At 72.7% G+C, this 13,820-nt stretch carries 12 protein-coding genes; 9 read left to right on the top strand and 3 right to left on the bottom strand.

Annotation, left to right across the window (positions count from 1 at the left end):
* Positions 1-41: 41 nt before the first annotated feature.
* The 5 genes from AB0E78_RS10780 to AB0E78_RS10760 all read left to right on the top strand — a co-directional run bounded on the left by AB0E78_RS10780 (position 42) and on the right by AB0E78_RS10760 (position 6,599).
* Positions 42-1,823 (top strand): alpha/beta-hydrolase family protein, encoded by a 1,782-nt coding sequence (locus AB0E78_RS10780; protein WP_361830378.1) that lies wholly within the window; start codon positions 42-44, stop codon positions 1,821-1,823.
* A 160-nt stretch (positions 1,824-1,983) separates the two neighbouring features.
* Positions 1,984-2,814, top strand: coding sequence for an inositol monophosphatase family protein (locus tag AB0E78_RS10775; protein ID WP_361830376.1), 831 nt, complete (start codon positions 1,984-1,986; stop codon positions 2,812-2,814).
* Between the two features lie 248 nt (positions 2,815-3,062).
* Positions 3,063-4,472 (top strand): NAD(P)/FAD-dependent oxidoreductase, encoded by a 1,410-nt coding sequence (locus AB0E78_RS10770; protein ID WP_361830374.1) that lies wholly within the window; start codon positions 3,063-3,065, stop codon positions 4,470-4,472.
* A 138-nt stretch (positions 4,473-4,610) separates the two neighbouring features.
* Positions 4,611-6,083: an AlkA N-terminal domain-containing protein gene (locus AB0E78_RS10765; protein ID WP_361830475.1), complete on the top strand. Its 1,473-nt coding sequence runs from the start codon at positions 4,611-4,613 to the stop codon at positions 6,081-6,083.
* A gap of 12 nt (positions 6,084-6,095) precedes the next feature.
* Positions 6,096-6,599, top strand: a complete 504-nt coding sequence (locus AB0E78_RS10760; protein ID WP_361830372.1) for a methylated-DNA--[protein]-cysteine S-methyltransferase — start codon at positions 6,096-6,098, stop codon at positions 6,597-6,599.
* 31 nt (positions 6,600-6,630) lie between these two features.
* Here the strand turns inward: AB0E78_RS10760 and AB0E78_RS10755 are convergent, their stop codons facing one another.
* Positions 6,631-7,122: an NUDIX hydrolase gene (locus AB0E78_RS10755; RefSeq protein WP_361830371.1), complete on the bottom strand. Its 492-nt coding sequence runs from the start codon at positions 7,120-7,122 to the stop codon at positions 6,631-6,633.
* Positions 7,123-7,164: 42 nt separating this feature from the next.
* Complete coding sequence (locus tag AB0E78_RS10750) at positions 7,165-8,226, bottom strand: ADP-ribosylglycohydrolase family protein (RefSeq protein ID WP_361830369.1); 1,062 nt, start codon at positions 8,224-8,226, stop codon at positions 7,165-7,167.
* 303 nt (positions 8,227-8,529) lie between these two features.
* Between AB0E78_RS10750 and AB0E78_RS10745 the strand changes: the two genes are divergently transcribed.
* Complete coding sequence (locus AB0E78_RS10745) at positions 8,530-9,681, top strand: glycerate kinase (RefSeq protein ID WP_361830368.1); 1,152 nt, start codon at positions 8,530-8,532, stop codon at positions 9,679-9,681.
* Positions 9,682-9,783: 102 nt separating this feature from the next.
* Here the strand turns inward: AB0E78_RS10745 and AB0E78_RS10740 are convergent, their stop codons facing one another.
* Positions 9,784-11,010, bottom strand: coding sequence for a helix-turn-helix domain-containing protein (locus AB0E78_RS10740; RefSeq protein ID WP_361830366.1), 1,227 nt, complete (start codon positions 11,008-11,010; stop codon positions 9,784-9,786).
* 271 nt (positions 11,011-11,281) lie between these two features.
* Here AB0E78_RS10740 and AB0E78_RS10735 point away from each other — a divergent pair, with 271 nt between their 5' ends.
* The 3 genes from AB0E78_RS10735 to AB0E78_RS10725 are packed head-to-tail and all read left to right on the top strand — an operon-like array spanning position 11,282 to position 13,796.
* On the top strand, positions 11,282-12,094 hold the full coding sequence (locus AB0E78_RS10735) for an ABC transporter ATP-binding protein (RefSeq protein ID WP_361830364.1): 813 nt from the start codon (positions 11,282-11,284) through the stop codon (positions 12,092-12,094).
* Entirely contained in the window at positions 12,091-12,909 is an 819-nt protein-coding gene (locus tag AB0E78_RS10730) for an ABC transporter ATP-binding protein (protein WP_361830362.1), read from the top strand. Before AB0E78_RS10735 ends, AB0E78_RS10730 begins: the two co-directional genes overlap by 4 nt.
* Entirely contained in the window at positions 12,906-13,796 is an 891-nt protein-coding gene (locus AB0E78_RS10725) for a branched-chain amino acid ABC transporter permease (RefSeq protein ID WP_361830360.1), read from the top strand. The genes AB0E78_RS10730 and AB0E78_RS10725 overlap by 4 nt, the downstream gene beginning before the upstream one ends.
* The last annotated feature ends 24 nt before the right edge of the window (positions 13,797-13,820 follow it).

The raw sequence follows: 13,820 nt of genomic DNA, 5'->3' as shown, positions 1-13,820 counted from the left end.
GTTTGCGAACTATGCGTGGAATTGGCGGGGCGGCGAACAGCATGACCGGGAGAGCGGACACCTGGCGGGAGACCGTGCGGCGGTGCGTGCGGGGCGTCGCGCGGCGGGCCGGGGCGGTCGCCAGGAAGCCGTACTGGGAGCGGCCCGACCCCACCCACCTCGTCCGGCGCTGGCCTGACCTCACCGCCGCCTGCTTCGCCACCGTCTTCTTCTGGCTCTCGCTCACACCGTCCCTCGTGCCCCGCCCCTGGCTGCTCCAGGGCGTCGTCGGAGGGATCACCGCGGCCATCGGCTACGGCCTGGGCTCGGTGGTCGCCACCGCGTGCCGCGCACTGTTCCGGTGGCGGCCGGGCGAGAAGGCGCGGGCCCGCCTCTGGCAGGCGTACTGGGTGCTCGGGCTGGTCCTCACCGTCTGGCTGATCACCGAGAGCGACCACGCGCAGCGCCGGCTGCGCGAGCTCCAGGGGCTGCCGCCGACCATGGCCTGGCACACGCCGGTCATCATGCTGATCGCCGTCCTGCTCTGGGCCCTGCTCCTGCTCGCGGCCCGTGGCGTCCGGCTGGGGTCGCGCAGGCTGATCCGCGCCCTGCACCGGTTCGTGCCGCTGCCCCTGGCCATCGGGCTCGGCCTCGCGCTGAGCGCGCTGATCGTCACGATCGGGCTGCGGGACGTGGTCTTCCAGCGCGGCGTCATCGACCTCGCGGACCGCATCGCGTACGCGACGAACGGCGGCACCGAGAAGGGCGTCCGGCGGCCGGAATCACCGCTGGTCTCGGGCGGGCCCGGCTCGCTCCTGCGCTGGGAGGACCTCGGGTTCCAGGGCCGCAGCTTCGCGGGGTCCACGCCGACGAAGCAGCAGATCACCTCGTACACGGGCCGACCCGCGAAGGACCCCGTCCGTGTCTACGTCAGCGCGTCGGCGCCGGAGGTCTTCAGCAGCCGGGACCCCTTCGAGGCCAAGGCGCACCTCGCCGTGGACGAGCTCGAGCGGACCGGCGCCTTCGACCGGGACGTCCTGGCCATCGCGGGGACGACGGGGACCGGCTGGGTCAACGCCGACATCACCGAACCCCTTGAGTACATGCACGACGGCGACACCGCCGTCGTCGCCGTCCAGTACTCCTACCTGCCCAGCTGGGTCTCCTTCCTCGTCGACAAGGAACGGGCGGCGCAGGCCACCCGCCGGCTCGTCGACGCGGTCCTCGCGATGTGGTCCGCCCTGCCCGCGGACGACCGGCCCAGGCTCGTGGTCACGGGGGAGAGCCTGGGCGGGTTCGCGATCGAGTCGTCGTTCGACGGCGTGGACGACGTGCTCGCGCGGACGGACGGAGCGCTCATCGTCGGCACGCCCAACTTCGCCCCGATGTCGCGGGAGATCCGGGACCACCGGGACGCCGGGAGCCCCGTCTGGCGACCGCTGTACGAGGGCGGCAAGAACGTGCGGTTCGCCCAGTTCCCCGAGCGGGACCTGAGACGGCCGAGTCCCTCCGCCGCCTGGAAGCACCCGCGGGTCGTCTACCTGCAGAACGCGTCCGACCCGGTCGTCTGGTGGTCGCCCGACCTGTTCCTGCACCGCCCGGAGTGGCTCGACAAGCCGCTGGGCCCGGACATCACCCCGGCGATCCGCTGGTTCCCCGTCGTCAGCTTCTGGCAGACGTCGGTGGACATGGCGGTGTCGTACGGGGTGGAGGCCCCCCACGGCCACCGCTACGGGACGGCCCCGGTGGACGGCTGGGCGGCGATCGTCCCCCGGGACGGCTGGACCCCCGAGGACACGCGGCGCCTGCGCACGCACATGCAGACCAGGGAGTCGCCCCACTGACCTCGGGGGTGGGGCCGGCGGGACACGTTCTGCCTGGTGGGACGGCAGAGAAGCGTGAGAAGCAAGGCCCAGGGGTCAGGTCACGTGGGATTCATCTCGAATCCATGCCCCCTTCCCCCGACCCGTACGGATTGTCAGTCCGGCGTGCTCTCATGGATGCATGATCGAAGTGATCGAAGACTTTCTGGTACGTGGCGTTCCCGACGTCGAAGAAGCCCTCCGCAAGGCCGCCGCGGCCGAGGTCATGCCGAGGTTCCGGCAGCTCGCCGAGGGCGATGTCGTCCAGAAGAGCGGCCCGCACGACCTCGTGACGGTGGCCGACCGCCTCGCCGAGGAGCAGCTGACGAAGGCCCTCACCACCCTGCTCCCGGGATCGGTGGTCGTGGGCGAGGAAGCGGTGCACGCGGACCCCTCGATATACGAGGCGATACGCACCGACGCGCCGGTGTGGATCGTCGACCCCGTGGACGGCACACGCCAGTTCGTGCACGGCGACCCCGGATTCTGCATGCTGATCGCCCTGGCATGGCGCGGCGAGGTGATCGCCTCCTGGACGTACGCCCCCGCGCTCGACGAGATGGCGGTTGCCCTGCGCGGCAAGGGCGCCTGGCTCGACGGAGAGCGTCTTGTGGCCGGTTCGCCGCAGGAGGCGATCGAGGTGGCGACCTCGCACCCGGACTTCACCACGCCCGAGCAGAAGCAGGCGCTGCTCGGCCTGCGCACGGAGGGCGTCGTGCCCAGGCCCTGCGGTTCGGCGGGACTGGAGTATCTGGCCATCGCCAAGGGTGAGTTGGACGCGGTCGCCTTCTCCTGGGAGCTCGCCTGGGACCACGCGGCGGGACTGCTCCTCGTGGCCGAGGCCGGCGGCAGCAACCTGACCATCGCCGGTGAGCCCTTCCGCATAGAGGGCGGGAACGCGCTGCCGTTCACGGCCGGCCGGGACGCCGCCACCGTCGACCGGGTGGTGGAGCTGCTGTCGGCCGCAGCCTGATCCGCGGGGTGCTGCCGGAGTCTCGAACTTGCCGTGGGCCCAGGCCGGTTCGTCCGGCGATCCCGTCGTGCCCCGTCTCGGACCAGCCGCCGGTCCGGTCGCTGGTCCGGTCGTCGGAGCCCGCGTCAGCGCGGCGCAGCCGATACGTCACCCGCTGGAGGCCACCCGCGCTCACGGCGCTGTCGGTGGTCCGGCCTATCCTGGCGGCAGAGGCCATCGGCTGACAAAGGAGTCCGAAGGTGCCGTCGATGCTTGATGCCGTCATCGTGGGGGCGGGACCGAACGGTCTGACCGCTGCCGTCGAGCTGGCCCGCCGCGGCTTCTCGGTGGCCGTGTTCGAGGCCAAGGAGACCGTCGGCGGCGGGGCGAGGACCGAGGAGCTGACGCTTCCCGGGTTCCGGCACGACCCCTGTTCCGCCGCACATCCGCTGGGCATCAACTCGCCCGTGTTCCGGACGATGCCCCTCGACCGGTACGGCCTTGACTGGCTCCAGCCGCAGCTGCCCATGGCGCACCCCTTCACGGACGGCACCGCCGCCGTGCTGTCCCGCTCCGTCGCCGAGACCGCCGCCTCGTTCGGGCCGCGTGACGCGGGGGCGTACAGAAGGCTCGTCGACCCCTTCGTCGGCAAGTGGGACGACCTCCTGCGGGACTTCATGGCGCTGCCGTCGACCGCGCTGCCCCGCGACCCCGTGACCCTCGCGCGCTTCGGCCTCACGGGACTGCCGCCCTCCACCTGGCTGATGCGCCGCTTCCGCGACGACCGGGCCCGCGCCCTGTTCTCCGGCCTGGTCGCCCATGTCATCGCACCGCTCGGCGGGCTCGCCACCGGCGCCGTCGGCCTGGTCTTCGCGCTCGCCGCACACGCCCGAGGCTGGCCGGTCGCCCGGGGCGGCTCACAGTCGATCTCGGACGCGCTCACCGCGTATCTGAAGGACCTCGGCGGCACGGTCCACACGGACTACGAGGTCAAGCGGCTCGACGACCTCCCCCCGGCGCGCGCGTACATCTTCGACACCTCGCCCACCGCGCTGGCCCGGATCGCGGGCCTGGGCCGCAGCTATCAGAACTATCGGTACGGCGCGAGCGTCTTCAAGATCGATTACGCCCTCGACGGGCCCGTGCCGTGGACGGCGAAGGAGGCCCGCACGGCGGGCACCGTGCAGGTCGGCGGCGGCAGCGCCGAGATCAGCGCCGCGCTGAACGCCGCGTCGCGCGAGAACCGCGCGCCCGACCCGCCGTTCCTGATCACCGTGCAGCCCAGCCTCGTCGACCCGTCCCGCGCCCCCGAGGGCAAGCAGGTCTTCTGGGCGTACGGCCATGTGCCGAACGGCTGGGACGGCGACCTCACCGACGCGATCGAGCGCCAGCTGGAGCGCTTCGCCCCCGGCTTCCGCGACCGCGTCCTGGCCCGCGCCACCGCGGGCCCGCCCGAGCTGGCCGCCCGCAACGCCAACTACGTGGGCGGCGACATCGCCTGCGGCGCCGCCAGCGGCCTCCAGCTGCTGCTCCGCCCCAAGCTCTCCCTTTTTCCGTACGGCACCGCGCACCCGGCCGTGTTCATCTGCTCCTCCGCGACCCCGCCCGGACCCGGCGTGCACGGCATGTCGGGGCACAACGCGGCGAAGGCAGTGTGGCGCAAGCTCCGCGCGTCCTGACGAGACCCCGGCCGACCGCGGCTCCCGGACGCCCCGCGGGACCCGCGCAGCACCCCAAGGGCCATGTCGGATTCTCGCCAGCCACCCGCACCCCCCATGCCCGATCCTTGAGGCATGACCACCACCCCGCCCCCCTCGATGCACACCGACGCCGACCGTTGCGTACGGGCCGTGCAGTCGAAGGACGCCCGGTTCGACGGATGGTTCTACACGGCGGTCCTGACCACCCGCATCTACTGCCGCCCCAGCTGTCCCGTGGTCCCCCCGAAGCCCGAGAACATGAGCTTCTACCCGAGCGCGGCAGCCTGCCAGCAGGAAGGGTTCCGGGCCTGCAAGCGGTGCCGCCCCGACAGCAGCCCCGGCTCGCCCGAGTGGAACCAGCGCGCCGACCTCGTGGCCCGCGCGATGCGCCTCATCGGGGACGGCGTGGTGGACCGCGAGGGAGTACCCGGCCTCGCCACCCGCCTCGGCTACAGCACCCGCCAGGTGGAACGCCAGCTCCTCGCCGAACTCGGCGCGGGACCCCTCGCCCTGGCCAGGGCCCAGCGCGCCCAGACCGCCCGGCTGCTCATCGAGACGACGCCCCTGCCCATGGCGGAGATCGCCTTCGCCGCAGGCTTCTCCTCGATCCGCACGTTCAACGACACCGTCCGCGAGGTCTTCGCGCTTGCCCCCGGCGAACTGCGGTCCCGCGCCCCGAAGTCCCACCGGAAGGCATCCGCCCCCGGCGCGCTCTCGCTCCGGCTCCCGTTCCGCGCCCCGCTCAACCCCGACAACCTCTTCGGCCACCTCATCGCCACCGCCGTGCCCGGCGTCGAGGAGTGGCGCGACGGCGCGTACCGCCGCACGCTCCGCCTCCCCTACGGCCACGGAGTCGTCGCCCTGACCCCTGCCCCGGACCACATCGCCTGCCGCCTCAGCCTCACCGACCTGCGCGACCTCACGATCGCCATCAGCCGCTGCCGCCGCATGCTCGACCTGGACGCGGACCCGGTCGCGGTGGACGGCCAGCTGAGCACCGACCCGCTGCTCGCACCCCTGGTGGCCAAGGCGCCCGGCCGCCGCGTGCCGCGCACGGTCGACGAGGCGGAGTTCGCCGTACGCGCGGTACTGGGCCAGCAGGTCTCCACCGCCGCCGCCCGCACCCACGCCGCCCGCCTGGTCACCGCGCACGGCGAGCCGGTCGACGACCCCGAGGGCGGCCTCACCCACCTCTTCCCCGCGCCGGAAGCCCTGGCCGCGCTCGACCCCGAGTCGCTCGCGCTGCCGCGCAGCCGCCGCACCACCCTGACCACGCTCGTACGCCACCTCGCCGACGGATCACTCCGGCTCGGCGCGGAGAGCGGCTGGGAGGAGGCCCGCGCCCGGCTCACCGCACTGCCCGGCTTCGGCCCCTGGACGGTCGAGGTCATCGCGATGCGGGCGCTCGGTGACCCCGACGCCTTCCTCCCCACCGACCTCGGGATCCGGCGCGCGGCCCAGGAGCTCGGCCTGCCGCACACCCCGGCGGCGCTCACCGAACGGGCCGCGGCCTGGCGCCCCTGGCGGGCGTACGCGGTCCAGTACCTGTGGGCCACCGACGCCCACCCCATCAACCGCATCCCGGCCTGAGAGGCAGCATCCGTGCACCGCCAACACACCCTCATCGACAGCCCCTACGGCCCCCTGACTCTCGTGGCCACCGACGGCACCCTCAGCGGCCTCTACATGACGGAACAGCGCCACCGCCCGCCCGAGGAATCCTTCGGCGACCGCGACGCCGAACCCTTCGGCGAGACGATCGAGCAGCTCGATGCCTACTTCGCGGGCGAGTTGACGCAGTTCGACCTGCCGATGCGCCTCGACGGCACTCCGTTCCAGCGCACCGTCTGGCAGCAGCTTCAGCTCATCCCGTACGGGGAGACCCGCACGTACGGCGAGCTCGCGACCCTGCTGGGCAAGCCCAACGCGTCACGCGCGGTCGGGCTCGCCAACGGAAAGAACCCGATCGGGGTCATCGTGCCCTGCCACCGGGTGATCGGCGCGGGCGGCTCCCTGACCGGCTACGGCGGCGGACTCGACCGCAAGCAGCGGCTGCTGGCCTTCGAGGGTGCGACGACGCCACGCCAGGAGGATTCCCTCTTCTGATCCGAAGGCAGGGTCGGTCGGTGCGCGGGGGTCAGCCGACCCGCAGCCCGTCCTCCAGCTCGACCGGTCCCGTCCCCGCATCGAGTGCCTCAAGTCCGGCCCGCACGCGCAGCCCCAGCTCGCCCGGCAGGAACGCGGGCAGGTCCTCGCGGGCCACCAGACGCCAGGAGAGCAGCTCGTCCTCCTGGAGCCTGATCGACTTCAGCCGGTCGTCGCCGAGCACCCCGCCGTCGTACAGGTAGGCGACCAGCGGAGGCCGCGACACACCCTGCACCCAGTCCACCGCGAGCAGCGCCCCCAGCTCGACGTCCAGGCCGATCTCCTCGGCGGTCTCGCGGCGCGCCCCCTGCCGCGGCGTCTCGCCCTCGTCCGACTCGACGGTTCCGCCGGGCAGGGCCCACCCCTCGCGGTAGTTGGGCTCGACGAGCAGCACCCGCCCCTCGGTGTCCCGGAAGAGCGCGGCGGCCCCGGCGATGATGCGGGGCAGGCCCGCGATGTACGTGGCGTAGTCCTGATTGGTCACGTGAAAAGGGTAGGGGCGGCGCACCCCCGTCCTCGCCATCCGTCACTCCGCCGCCAACTCCACGGTCCGTGCGGCCAGTTCACTGACCCTGGCCCCGTCGAAGCCGAACACCGCACTCCGTACCCGGTCCTCCAGAGGGTCGCGCCACTGCGAGGGGATCGCCTTGGCCCCGCACAGCACCCCCGCGACGGACCCGGCGGTCGCACCGTTCGAGTCGGTGTCGAGGCCGCCGCGCACCGTCAGGGCGATGGTCCGGGTGAAGTCGCCCTCGCCGTAGAGGAGTCCGGCGGTCAGGACGGCCGAGTTCGGCACCACGTGGATCCAGCTCAGCCCGGAGTTCTCCGACTCGGCGGTGGCCAGCGTCTCCTCCCAGCTGAGCCCGGCCCCATGGAGCGAGACGACCCGGCACACCGTACGGGCGAGCCGGCAGCTCGACGGGATCACGCGGAAGGCGGCGTCGAGCGCGGCGCGGGGCGTGGCCGCGGTGAACGCGGCCGCGACGAGCGCCGCCGCCCACATCGCCCCGTAGACACCGTTGCCGGTGTGCGAGAGCACGGCGTCCCGGCGGGCGAGAGAGGCCGCGCGGCGCGGCGCGCCGGGGTTCGTCCAGCCGAAGATGTCGGCACGGATGAGGGCGCCGATCCACTCCTGGCAGGAGTTCTCGTACGTCGCGGTGAGCGGCGGCTTGAGCCCGTTCACGAGATTCCGGTACGCGGCGCGCTCGGCGGTGAACGTCTGCAGATAGGGAAGGCGCGTCAGCCACAGCTCGCCGACCTGCTCGGTGCTGAACGTGGACCCGTGGGTCTCCAGGAGGTGCAGTCCGAGGATCGCGTAGTCGACGTCGTCGTCCCGGCAACTGCCGTGCACCTTGCCGCGTACGCAACTCTGCCACTCGGGCCGCAGCTGGAACTCCTCCACCCAGGAAGGGGGTTCGGGCAGGTAGTCGGTGAGCGGCAGCGCGTCGGCCTGCCGCAGATAACGCTCGATGCGCTCCCGCGTCCAGTAGTCGCCCCGCTCGATGGGTTTGCCGAGCATGTTGCCCGAGATCCGCCCGATCCAGCCGCCGAGGACACGGTCGGCGAGTTCCGTATGCACTGGGGTCATGCGTCCGGTCTACCGAATTCGGGGCGTTCGTGCGCGGTCAATGTGACCGGTTCGGCGCGGAGCGTGAGAGGTTCGTCTGGTTTTCGTTCCGCGTCCCCTGCTCTGGGGCTCCCTTTGGAGCGCCTGATCGATCATTCCCATGATCACGTTGCGTGCTTATGGGGCGTTTTAGAGTGATTTAAAGGGGAGGGCTGAGGCTCCGATATGCGGACGGCCATGGGCAGGCGGCCCTTCCTGCGGTTATGGTCGCAGCGGCGCGACTGCCTTGACGCGAGCAAGGCCCGGAAAGCAAGGGGATGCAAGGTGGCGGACGCTGCTGGGACGGCGGGGCATGTGCTCATCGCCGCGGACAAGTTCAAGGGCTCACTCACGGCCGTGCAGGTCGCGGAGCGGGTGACGGCCGGGCTTCGCCGTGTCGCCCCACAGGTGAAGGTCGAGGCCCTGCCGGTGGCCGACGGCGGCGACGGCACGGTCGCCGCGGCGGTCGCGGCCGGTTTCGAGCGCCGTGAGGTGCGGGTGACAGGGCCGCTCGGCGAGGAGGTCACCGCGGCCTACGCGCTGCGGGACGGCACCGCGGTGGTGGAGATGGCGGAGGCCTCGGGCCTTCAGCTGCTCCCCGAGGGTGTCTTCGCCCCGCTCACGTCCACGACGTACGGCTCTGGTGAACTGCTGCGCGCCGCGCTCGACGCGGGCGCGCGGACCATCGTCTTCGGCGTCGGAGGCAGCGCGACGACGGACGGCGGCGCCGGGATGCTGGCCGCGCTCGGCGCGGCCTTCCTGGACGCGGCAGGGGAGCCCGTGGCGCCGGGAGGCGGCCCGCTGGCTTCGCTGGCCACGGCGGACCTGTCCGGCCTCGACAAGCGGTTCGCCTCGGTCGACCTGGTCCTGGCCAGCGACGTGGACAACCCGCTGACCGGCCCGAAGGGCGCTCCGGCGGTGTACGGGCCGCAGAAGGGGGCGACCCCGGAGGACGTCGCCGACCTGGACGCGGCCCTCGCGCACTTCGCGCAGGTGCTCTCCGGATCGGTGGGCTCCGCCGCGCTCGAGTACGCGGAGTCCCCGGGCGCCGGAGCGGCGGGCGGCATCGGCTACGGAGCCCTGGTCGGGCTCGGCGCGAGCTTCCGCCCCGGGATCGAGGTCATGCTGGACGTCCTCGGCTTCGCGCCCGCCCTCGCGCGGGCGTCGCTGGTGATCACGGGGGAGGGCTCGCTGGACGAGCAGACCCTCCACGGCAAGGCTCCCGCCGGTGTGGCGGCGGCGGCCCGCGAGGCGGGCGTCGAGGTCGTGGCGGTCTGCGGCCGCCTGGCACTTCCTGCGGAGGCCCTCGGCAAGGCGGGCATCCGCCGCGCGTACGCCCTCACCGACGTGGAGCCGGATGTCGCCCGGTGCATCGCCGAGGCGGGGCCCATCCTGGAAACGGTGGCGGAGGGCATCGCCCGGGACTTCCTGGCCTAGGCGCCGGGCTGGGCTAGCGCCGGGCAGGTGCGGTGACGGACTCGGGCGGGCTGGATCTTCAGCCCGCCCGGCGTTCGAGGAAGAACTCGGCGGAGCCGGTGATCAGCGCGGCGCCCCCGGGACACCGCCCTGGCCCGGCGCCAGCCGATACGCGTCCAGAGCCAGCGTCATCTCCATCAGGTCCCGAGGCCTGGCCAGCGACCGCGAGGTCAGCTGCTCAAGCCGTCGCAAGCGGTTGAACACCGTGTTCCGGTGGCAGTAGAGCCGCCCCGCGGCCCGCCCCGCCGACCCCTCGCACAGCAGCCACACGTCCAGCGTCTCCAGGAGCACCGCCCGGTCCGCCGGTTCCAGCGCGAGCACCTCGCCGAAGACGTCCGACACAAGCCGCCCCGCCAGCTCCGGCTGGCTCACCACCAGGGCCGTCGGCATCCGCTCGTCGAGCCGTACGATCCCGGTCGCGTCCGGCGGACACGTCCGCAGGGCCAGCTCGGCCAGGCGTCGCGCGTGCCCGAGTTCGGAGAGCCCCGCCACCACCGGGCTGATCCCGCCGGGCCCGGGGCACCGACCCTCCAGCGCGGCGGCCAGCTCGTCCAGGCCCTCCTCCGCGCCGAGCGCCACCACACCCACCTCCCGGTCCGTCCGCATACGCCAGACGAAGCGGAACCCGGCCCGCTGGATCTGCCGGTGGAACGCGGCGCGCCCGTCCCGGCGCTCGGCGCGCAGCACCACCACCGCGTACGGCCCGCGCTCCGGCACATCCAGACCCGCGGCCACCTGCGCGACGAGTCCGGGCGCGGACTGGCCTTCGAGGAGGGCGTCCAGCAGCGCCTGCAACTGCTCGTCGGTGCGCTGCCGCAGCTCCAGCTCCGTCGCCCGGTACGCGTCGGACGCGGCCGCCGCCTGCGCGTCGACCGCCGACCACACCATCGTCGCCGACCGCATCAGGACGGCGAGCTTCTCCGGGTCCTGCCCCACCACGCCTTCGAGCAGCGAGTCCCAGACCAGATAGCCCGCGTTGCGGTACGAGTGCACCACCAGGTCGAGCGGCATCCCTTGCTGGGCGCGGCGCCTGCCGGCCTCCTCCGCGTACTCCAGATCGCGGCGCGGTGACGCGCGCGGCGCCGAGATCGTCTCGATGCCGATGCGCATCGCCTCCTCCGCCTCCCGCCACTGCTGGTCGTGCGGCAGCACGCGCGCGTACACCGGCGAGTGCTCGGAGAGCTGCCGCAGATGTTCGTCCACCAGCTCGGGAATGCGGGGCTTCAGCGCCACGCACGCCTCCTCGAGCACCTTCCAGTCGTGGCCCGTCCGAGGCCTGCGCCCGCTCATGGATCCGCCCCCCATCGCCGCCGCCCGCCGTGCCTCCGTGCTGCGGAGGATGCCATCGCCCCGCTGCCCTGGCAGGCCCCTGACACGGGGTGTTGTGCCCGTGCACAACCGGCGGCCGGTCCCGCTGGTCACCCGCAGCGATTCGGAGACAGGCCGTGGACGGGCGGGCGCGGCGGTGCTGGGCTGAGCGCCACGCGGAGGGCCCGGTAGCAGAGGCGCCCCTGCGTGACGAGCAGGACAGGCACAGGACAGACAGGACAGGGGGTCCCAGGTGGGTGGTTCCGGACTGGTCGTACAGGACGCGTCGGTCGGGTACGGGCCGGTGCGCGCGCTGCGCCAGGTGTCGCTCGAAGTACCGGACGGCGCCGTCGTAGCCGTCCTCGGCGGCAACGGCGCGGGCAAGTCGACGCTCCTGCGCGCCATTTCACGCACCCTCGCCTTTCACCGGGGGGCGCTGACCACCGGCTCCATCCACTTCGGGGGGCGGCGCATCGACGGGCTGCACCCGGACCGGGTGGTCGCCGCCGGAGTGTCCCAAGTGCCGGAAGGCAGGCATGTGTTCGCCCGGATGACCGTCGCGGACAACCTGCGGGCGGGGGCTCTGGGATCCGCGGGAAGCCGCGCCGTGAAGAGCACGGCCATGGACCGCGTCCATGAACTCTTCCCCGTGCTCCAGGAGCGCGCGGGCCAGCGGGCCGGGCTCCTCTCGGGCGGCGAGCAGCAGATGCTCGCGGTCGCCAGGGCGCTGATGGCCTCACCGAAACTGCTGCTCCTGGACGAACCCTCCCTGGGGCTCGCCCCGTTGATGGCGGCACGCATCGCCGACACCATCCAGGAGATCAACGCCCAGGGCACCTCGGTCCTCCTCGTCGAGCAGAACGCCGCCCTCGCGCTGCGCCTCGCTTCGAGTGCGTGCGTCCTGGACGTGGGCGAAGTGGCCCTGTCCGGCGCCGCGGACGAACTGGCCGCCTCCGACGAGGTGCGCCGCCGCTACCTCGGCGTGGTCGACGAGACCGCCGCCGACGACGCCTCACGCGGCGTCAGCGCCCATCCACAGCTGAGCCGTTGGGCGGGCAGGCGATGACCGAGAACCCCTCGGCGGCCGACGCGCCGCCCCGCGCATCTGACGTACCCGCCCTGGAGGTCCGGGAGTTGACCGTCCGCTTCGCGGGCCTCACCGCCCTCGACGCCGTCAGTTTCACCGTGAGGCCCGGCACCGTGCACGCCATCATCGGACCCAACGGCGCCGGGAAGTCCACCTGCTTCAACGTCCTGTCCGGCGTGTACCGCGCCACCGGCGGCAGCGTCCGCTTCGGCGAACACGAACTGACGGCGATGCCTCCGCACCGCATCGCCGGCCTCGGCGTCGCGCGGATCTTCCAGAACCTCGCCCTGCCGCCGCGCGCGACGGTCGCCGACAGCCTGATGCTCGGCCGCCACCGGCTGACCCGCACGGGATTCCTCGCCGCGGGACTCCGCCTCCCTTCGGCGGCCCGCGAGGAGAGGCTGCACCGCGAGCGGGTGCGGGAGATCGCCGCGTTCGTCGGCATCGAGCATCAACTCCACGCTCCCGCAGGCTCATTGCCGTACGGGCAGCAGAAACTCGCCGAACTGGCGCGCGCCCTGTGCATGGAGCCCCGGCTGCTCCTGCTCGACGAACCGGTCGCGGGCATGACCGCGGACGAGCGGCAACGCACCGCCGCCGTCATCGCGGGCGTCCGCGACAGCCTCGGAATCTCGATCGTCCTGGTGGAACACGACATGGGGGTGGTGATGCGGCTCGCGGACGCGGTGACCGTACTGGACTTCGGACGCCGGATAGCCGACGGAGCTCCGGCCGACGTACAGAACGACCCGGCGGTCGTCCGCGCGTACCTGGGAGAGGGGGCCACCTCGTGACCACCTTCATCGAGCTCCTCCTCAACGGTCTCTCGATGGGATCCGTCTACGCGCTCATCGCCCTCGGTTTCGTCGTCATCTTCCGGGCCACCGAAGTCGTGAACTTCGCGCACGCCTCGCTGCTCCTGGCCGGCGGCTACTTCACCGCGTCCCTCCACGACGACATCGGCTTCTGGCCGGCGCTGCTCGTCGGCATCGCGGGCGCGGCCGTCGTCGGCGCCGCCATCGAGTTCTTCGTCATGCGGCGCTACCGGGGCTCCGACCACAGTGTCCTGGCCATCGTCACCATCGGCGTCGACATCCTGCTCACCACCGAACTCACCCGCCGCCTGGGCACCGACGTGCTCGCCCTCGGCGACCCCTGGGGCGACTCGGTGCTCACCATCGGGTCGGTCTCCATCGCCCACACGCGGATCGCCGCGTTCGTCGCCGCCGCGCTCCTCATCACCGTCTTCCTGCTCGCCTTCCGCTACACCTCCTGGGGCGTGGCGATGCGGGCCGCCGCGGAGAGCCCGGAGACCGCCGCCCTGATGGGCGTGCGTCTTGGCCGGGTATCGCTCGGCGCCTGGGCGGTGGCGGGAGGCCTCGCCGCCGTGGCCGCGCTCTTCCTGACCGTCTTCCCGACCCCGGGACTCGAACGGGCCACCTCCCTCGCCGCGCTCAAGGCGTTCCCCGCCGCGATCCTCGGGGGCCTCGACTCCACCACGGGCGCGCTCGTCGGCGGACTCGTGGTCGGGGTCACCGAATCCCTCGCCACCGGGTACCAGAGCGAACTCACCTTCCTGGGCAGGGGACTCGGCGACCTCGCGCCCTACCTCGTGATGACCGTCATCCTCCTCGTCCGGCCCGCCGGACTCTTCGGCACGAAGGAGCTCGCCCGTGTCTGAAGTCCTGGCCCGCGGGAGGGAGTT

This window comes from Streptomyces sp. NPDC032198 (assembly GCF_040636975.1).
Classification (GTDB): domain Bacteria; phylum Actinomycetota; class Actinomycetes; order Streptomycetales; family Streptomycetaceae; genus Streptomyces.
Note: the sequence above shows the minus strand (reverse complement) of the source record. Positions and strands in the feature narration are given on the sequence as shown.

Coding starts and splice junctions, on each gene's coding strand:
- AB0E78_RS10750 (WP_361830369.1), bottom strand. CDS start 8,226: ATGACCCCAGTGCATACGGAACTCGCCGACCGTGTCCTCGGCGGCTGG.
- AB0E78_RS10730 (WP_361830362.1), top strand. CDS start 12,091: ATGACCGAGAACCCCTCGGCGGCCGACGCGCCGCCCCGCGCATCTGAC.
- AB0E78_RS10770 (WP_361830374.1), top strand. CDS start 3,063: ATGCTTGATGCCGTCATCGTGGGGGCGGGACCGAACGGTCTGACCGCT.
- AB0E78_RS10765 (WP_361830475.1), top strand. CDS start 4,611: ATGCACACCGACGCCGACCGTTGCGTACGGGCCGTGCAGTCGAAGGAC.
- AB0E78_RS10780 (WP_361830378.1), top strand. CDS start 42: ATGACCGGGAGAGCGGACACCTGGCGGGAGACCGTGCGGCGGTGCGTG.
- AB0E78_RS10775 (WP_361830376.1), top strand. CDS start 1,984: ATGATCGAAGTGATCGAAGACTTTCTGGTACGTGGCGTTCCCGACGTC.
- AB0E78_RS10740 (WP_361830366.1), bottom strand. CDS start 11,010: ATGAGCGGGCGCAGGCCTCGGACGGGCCACGACTGGAAGGTGCTCGAG.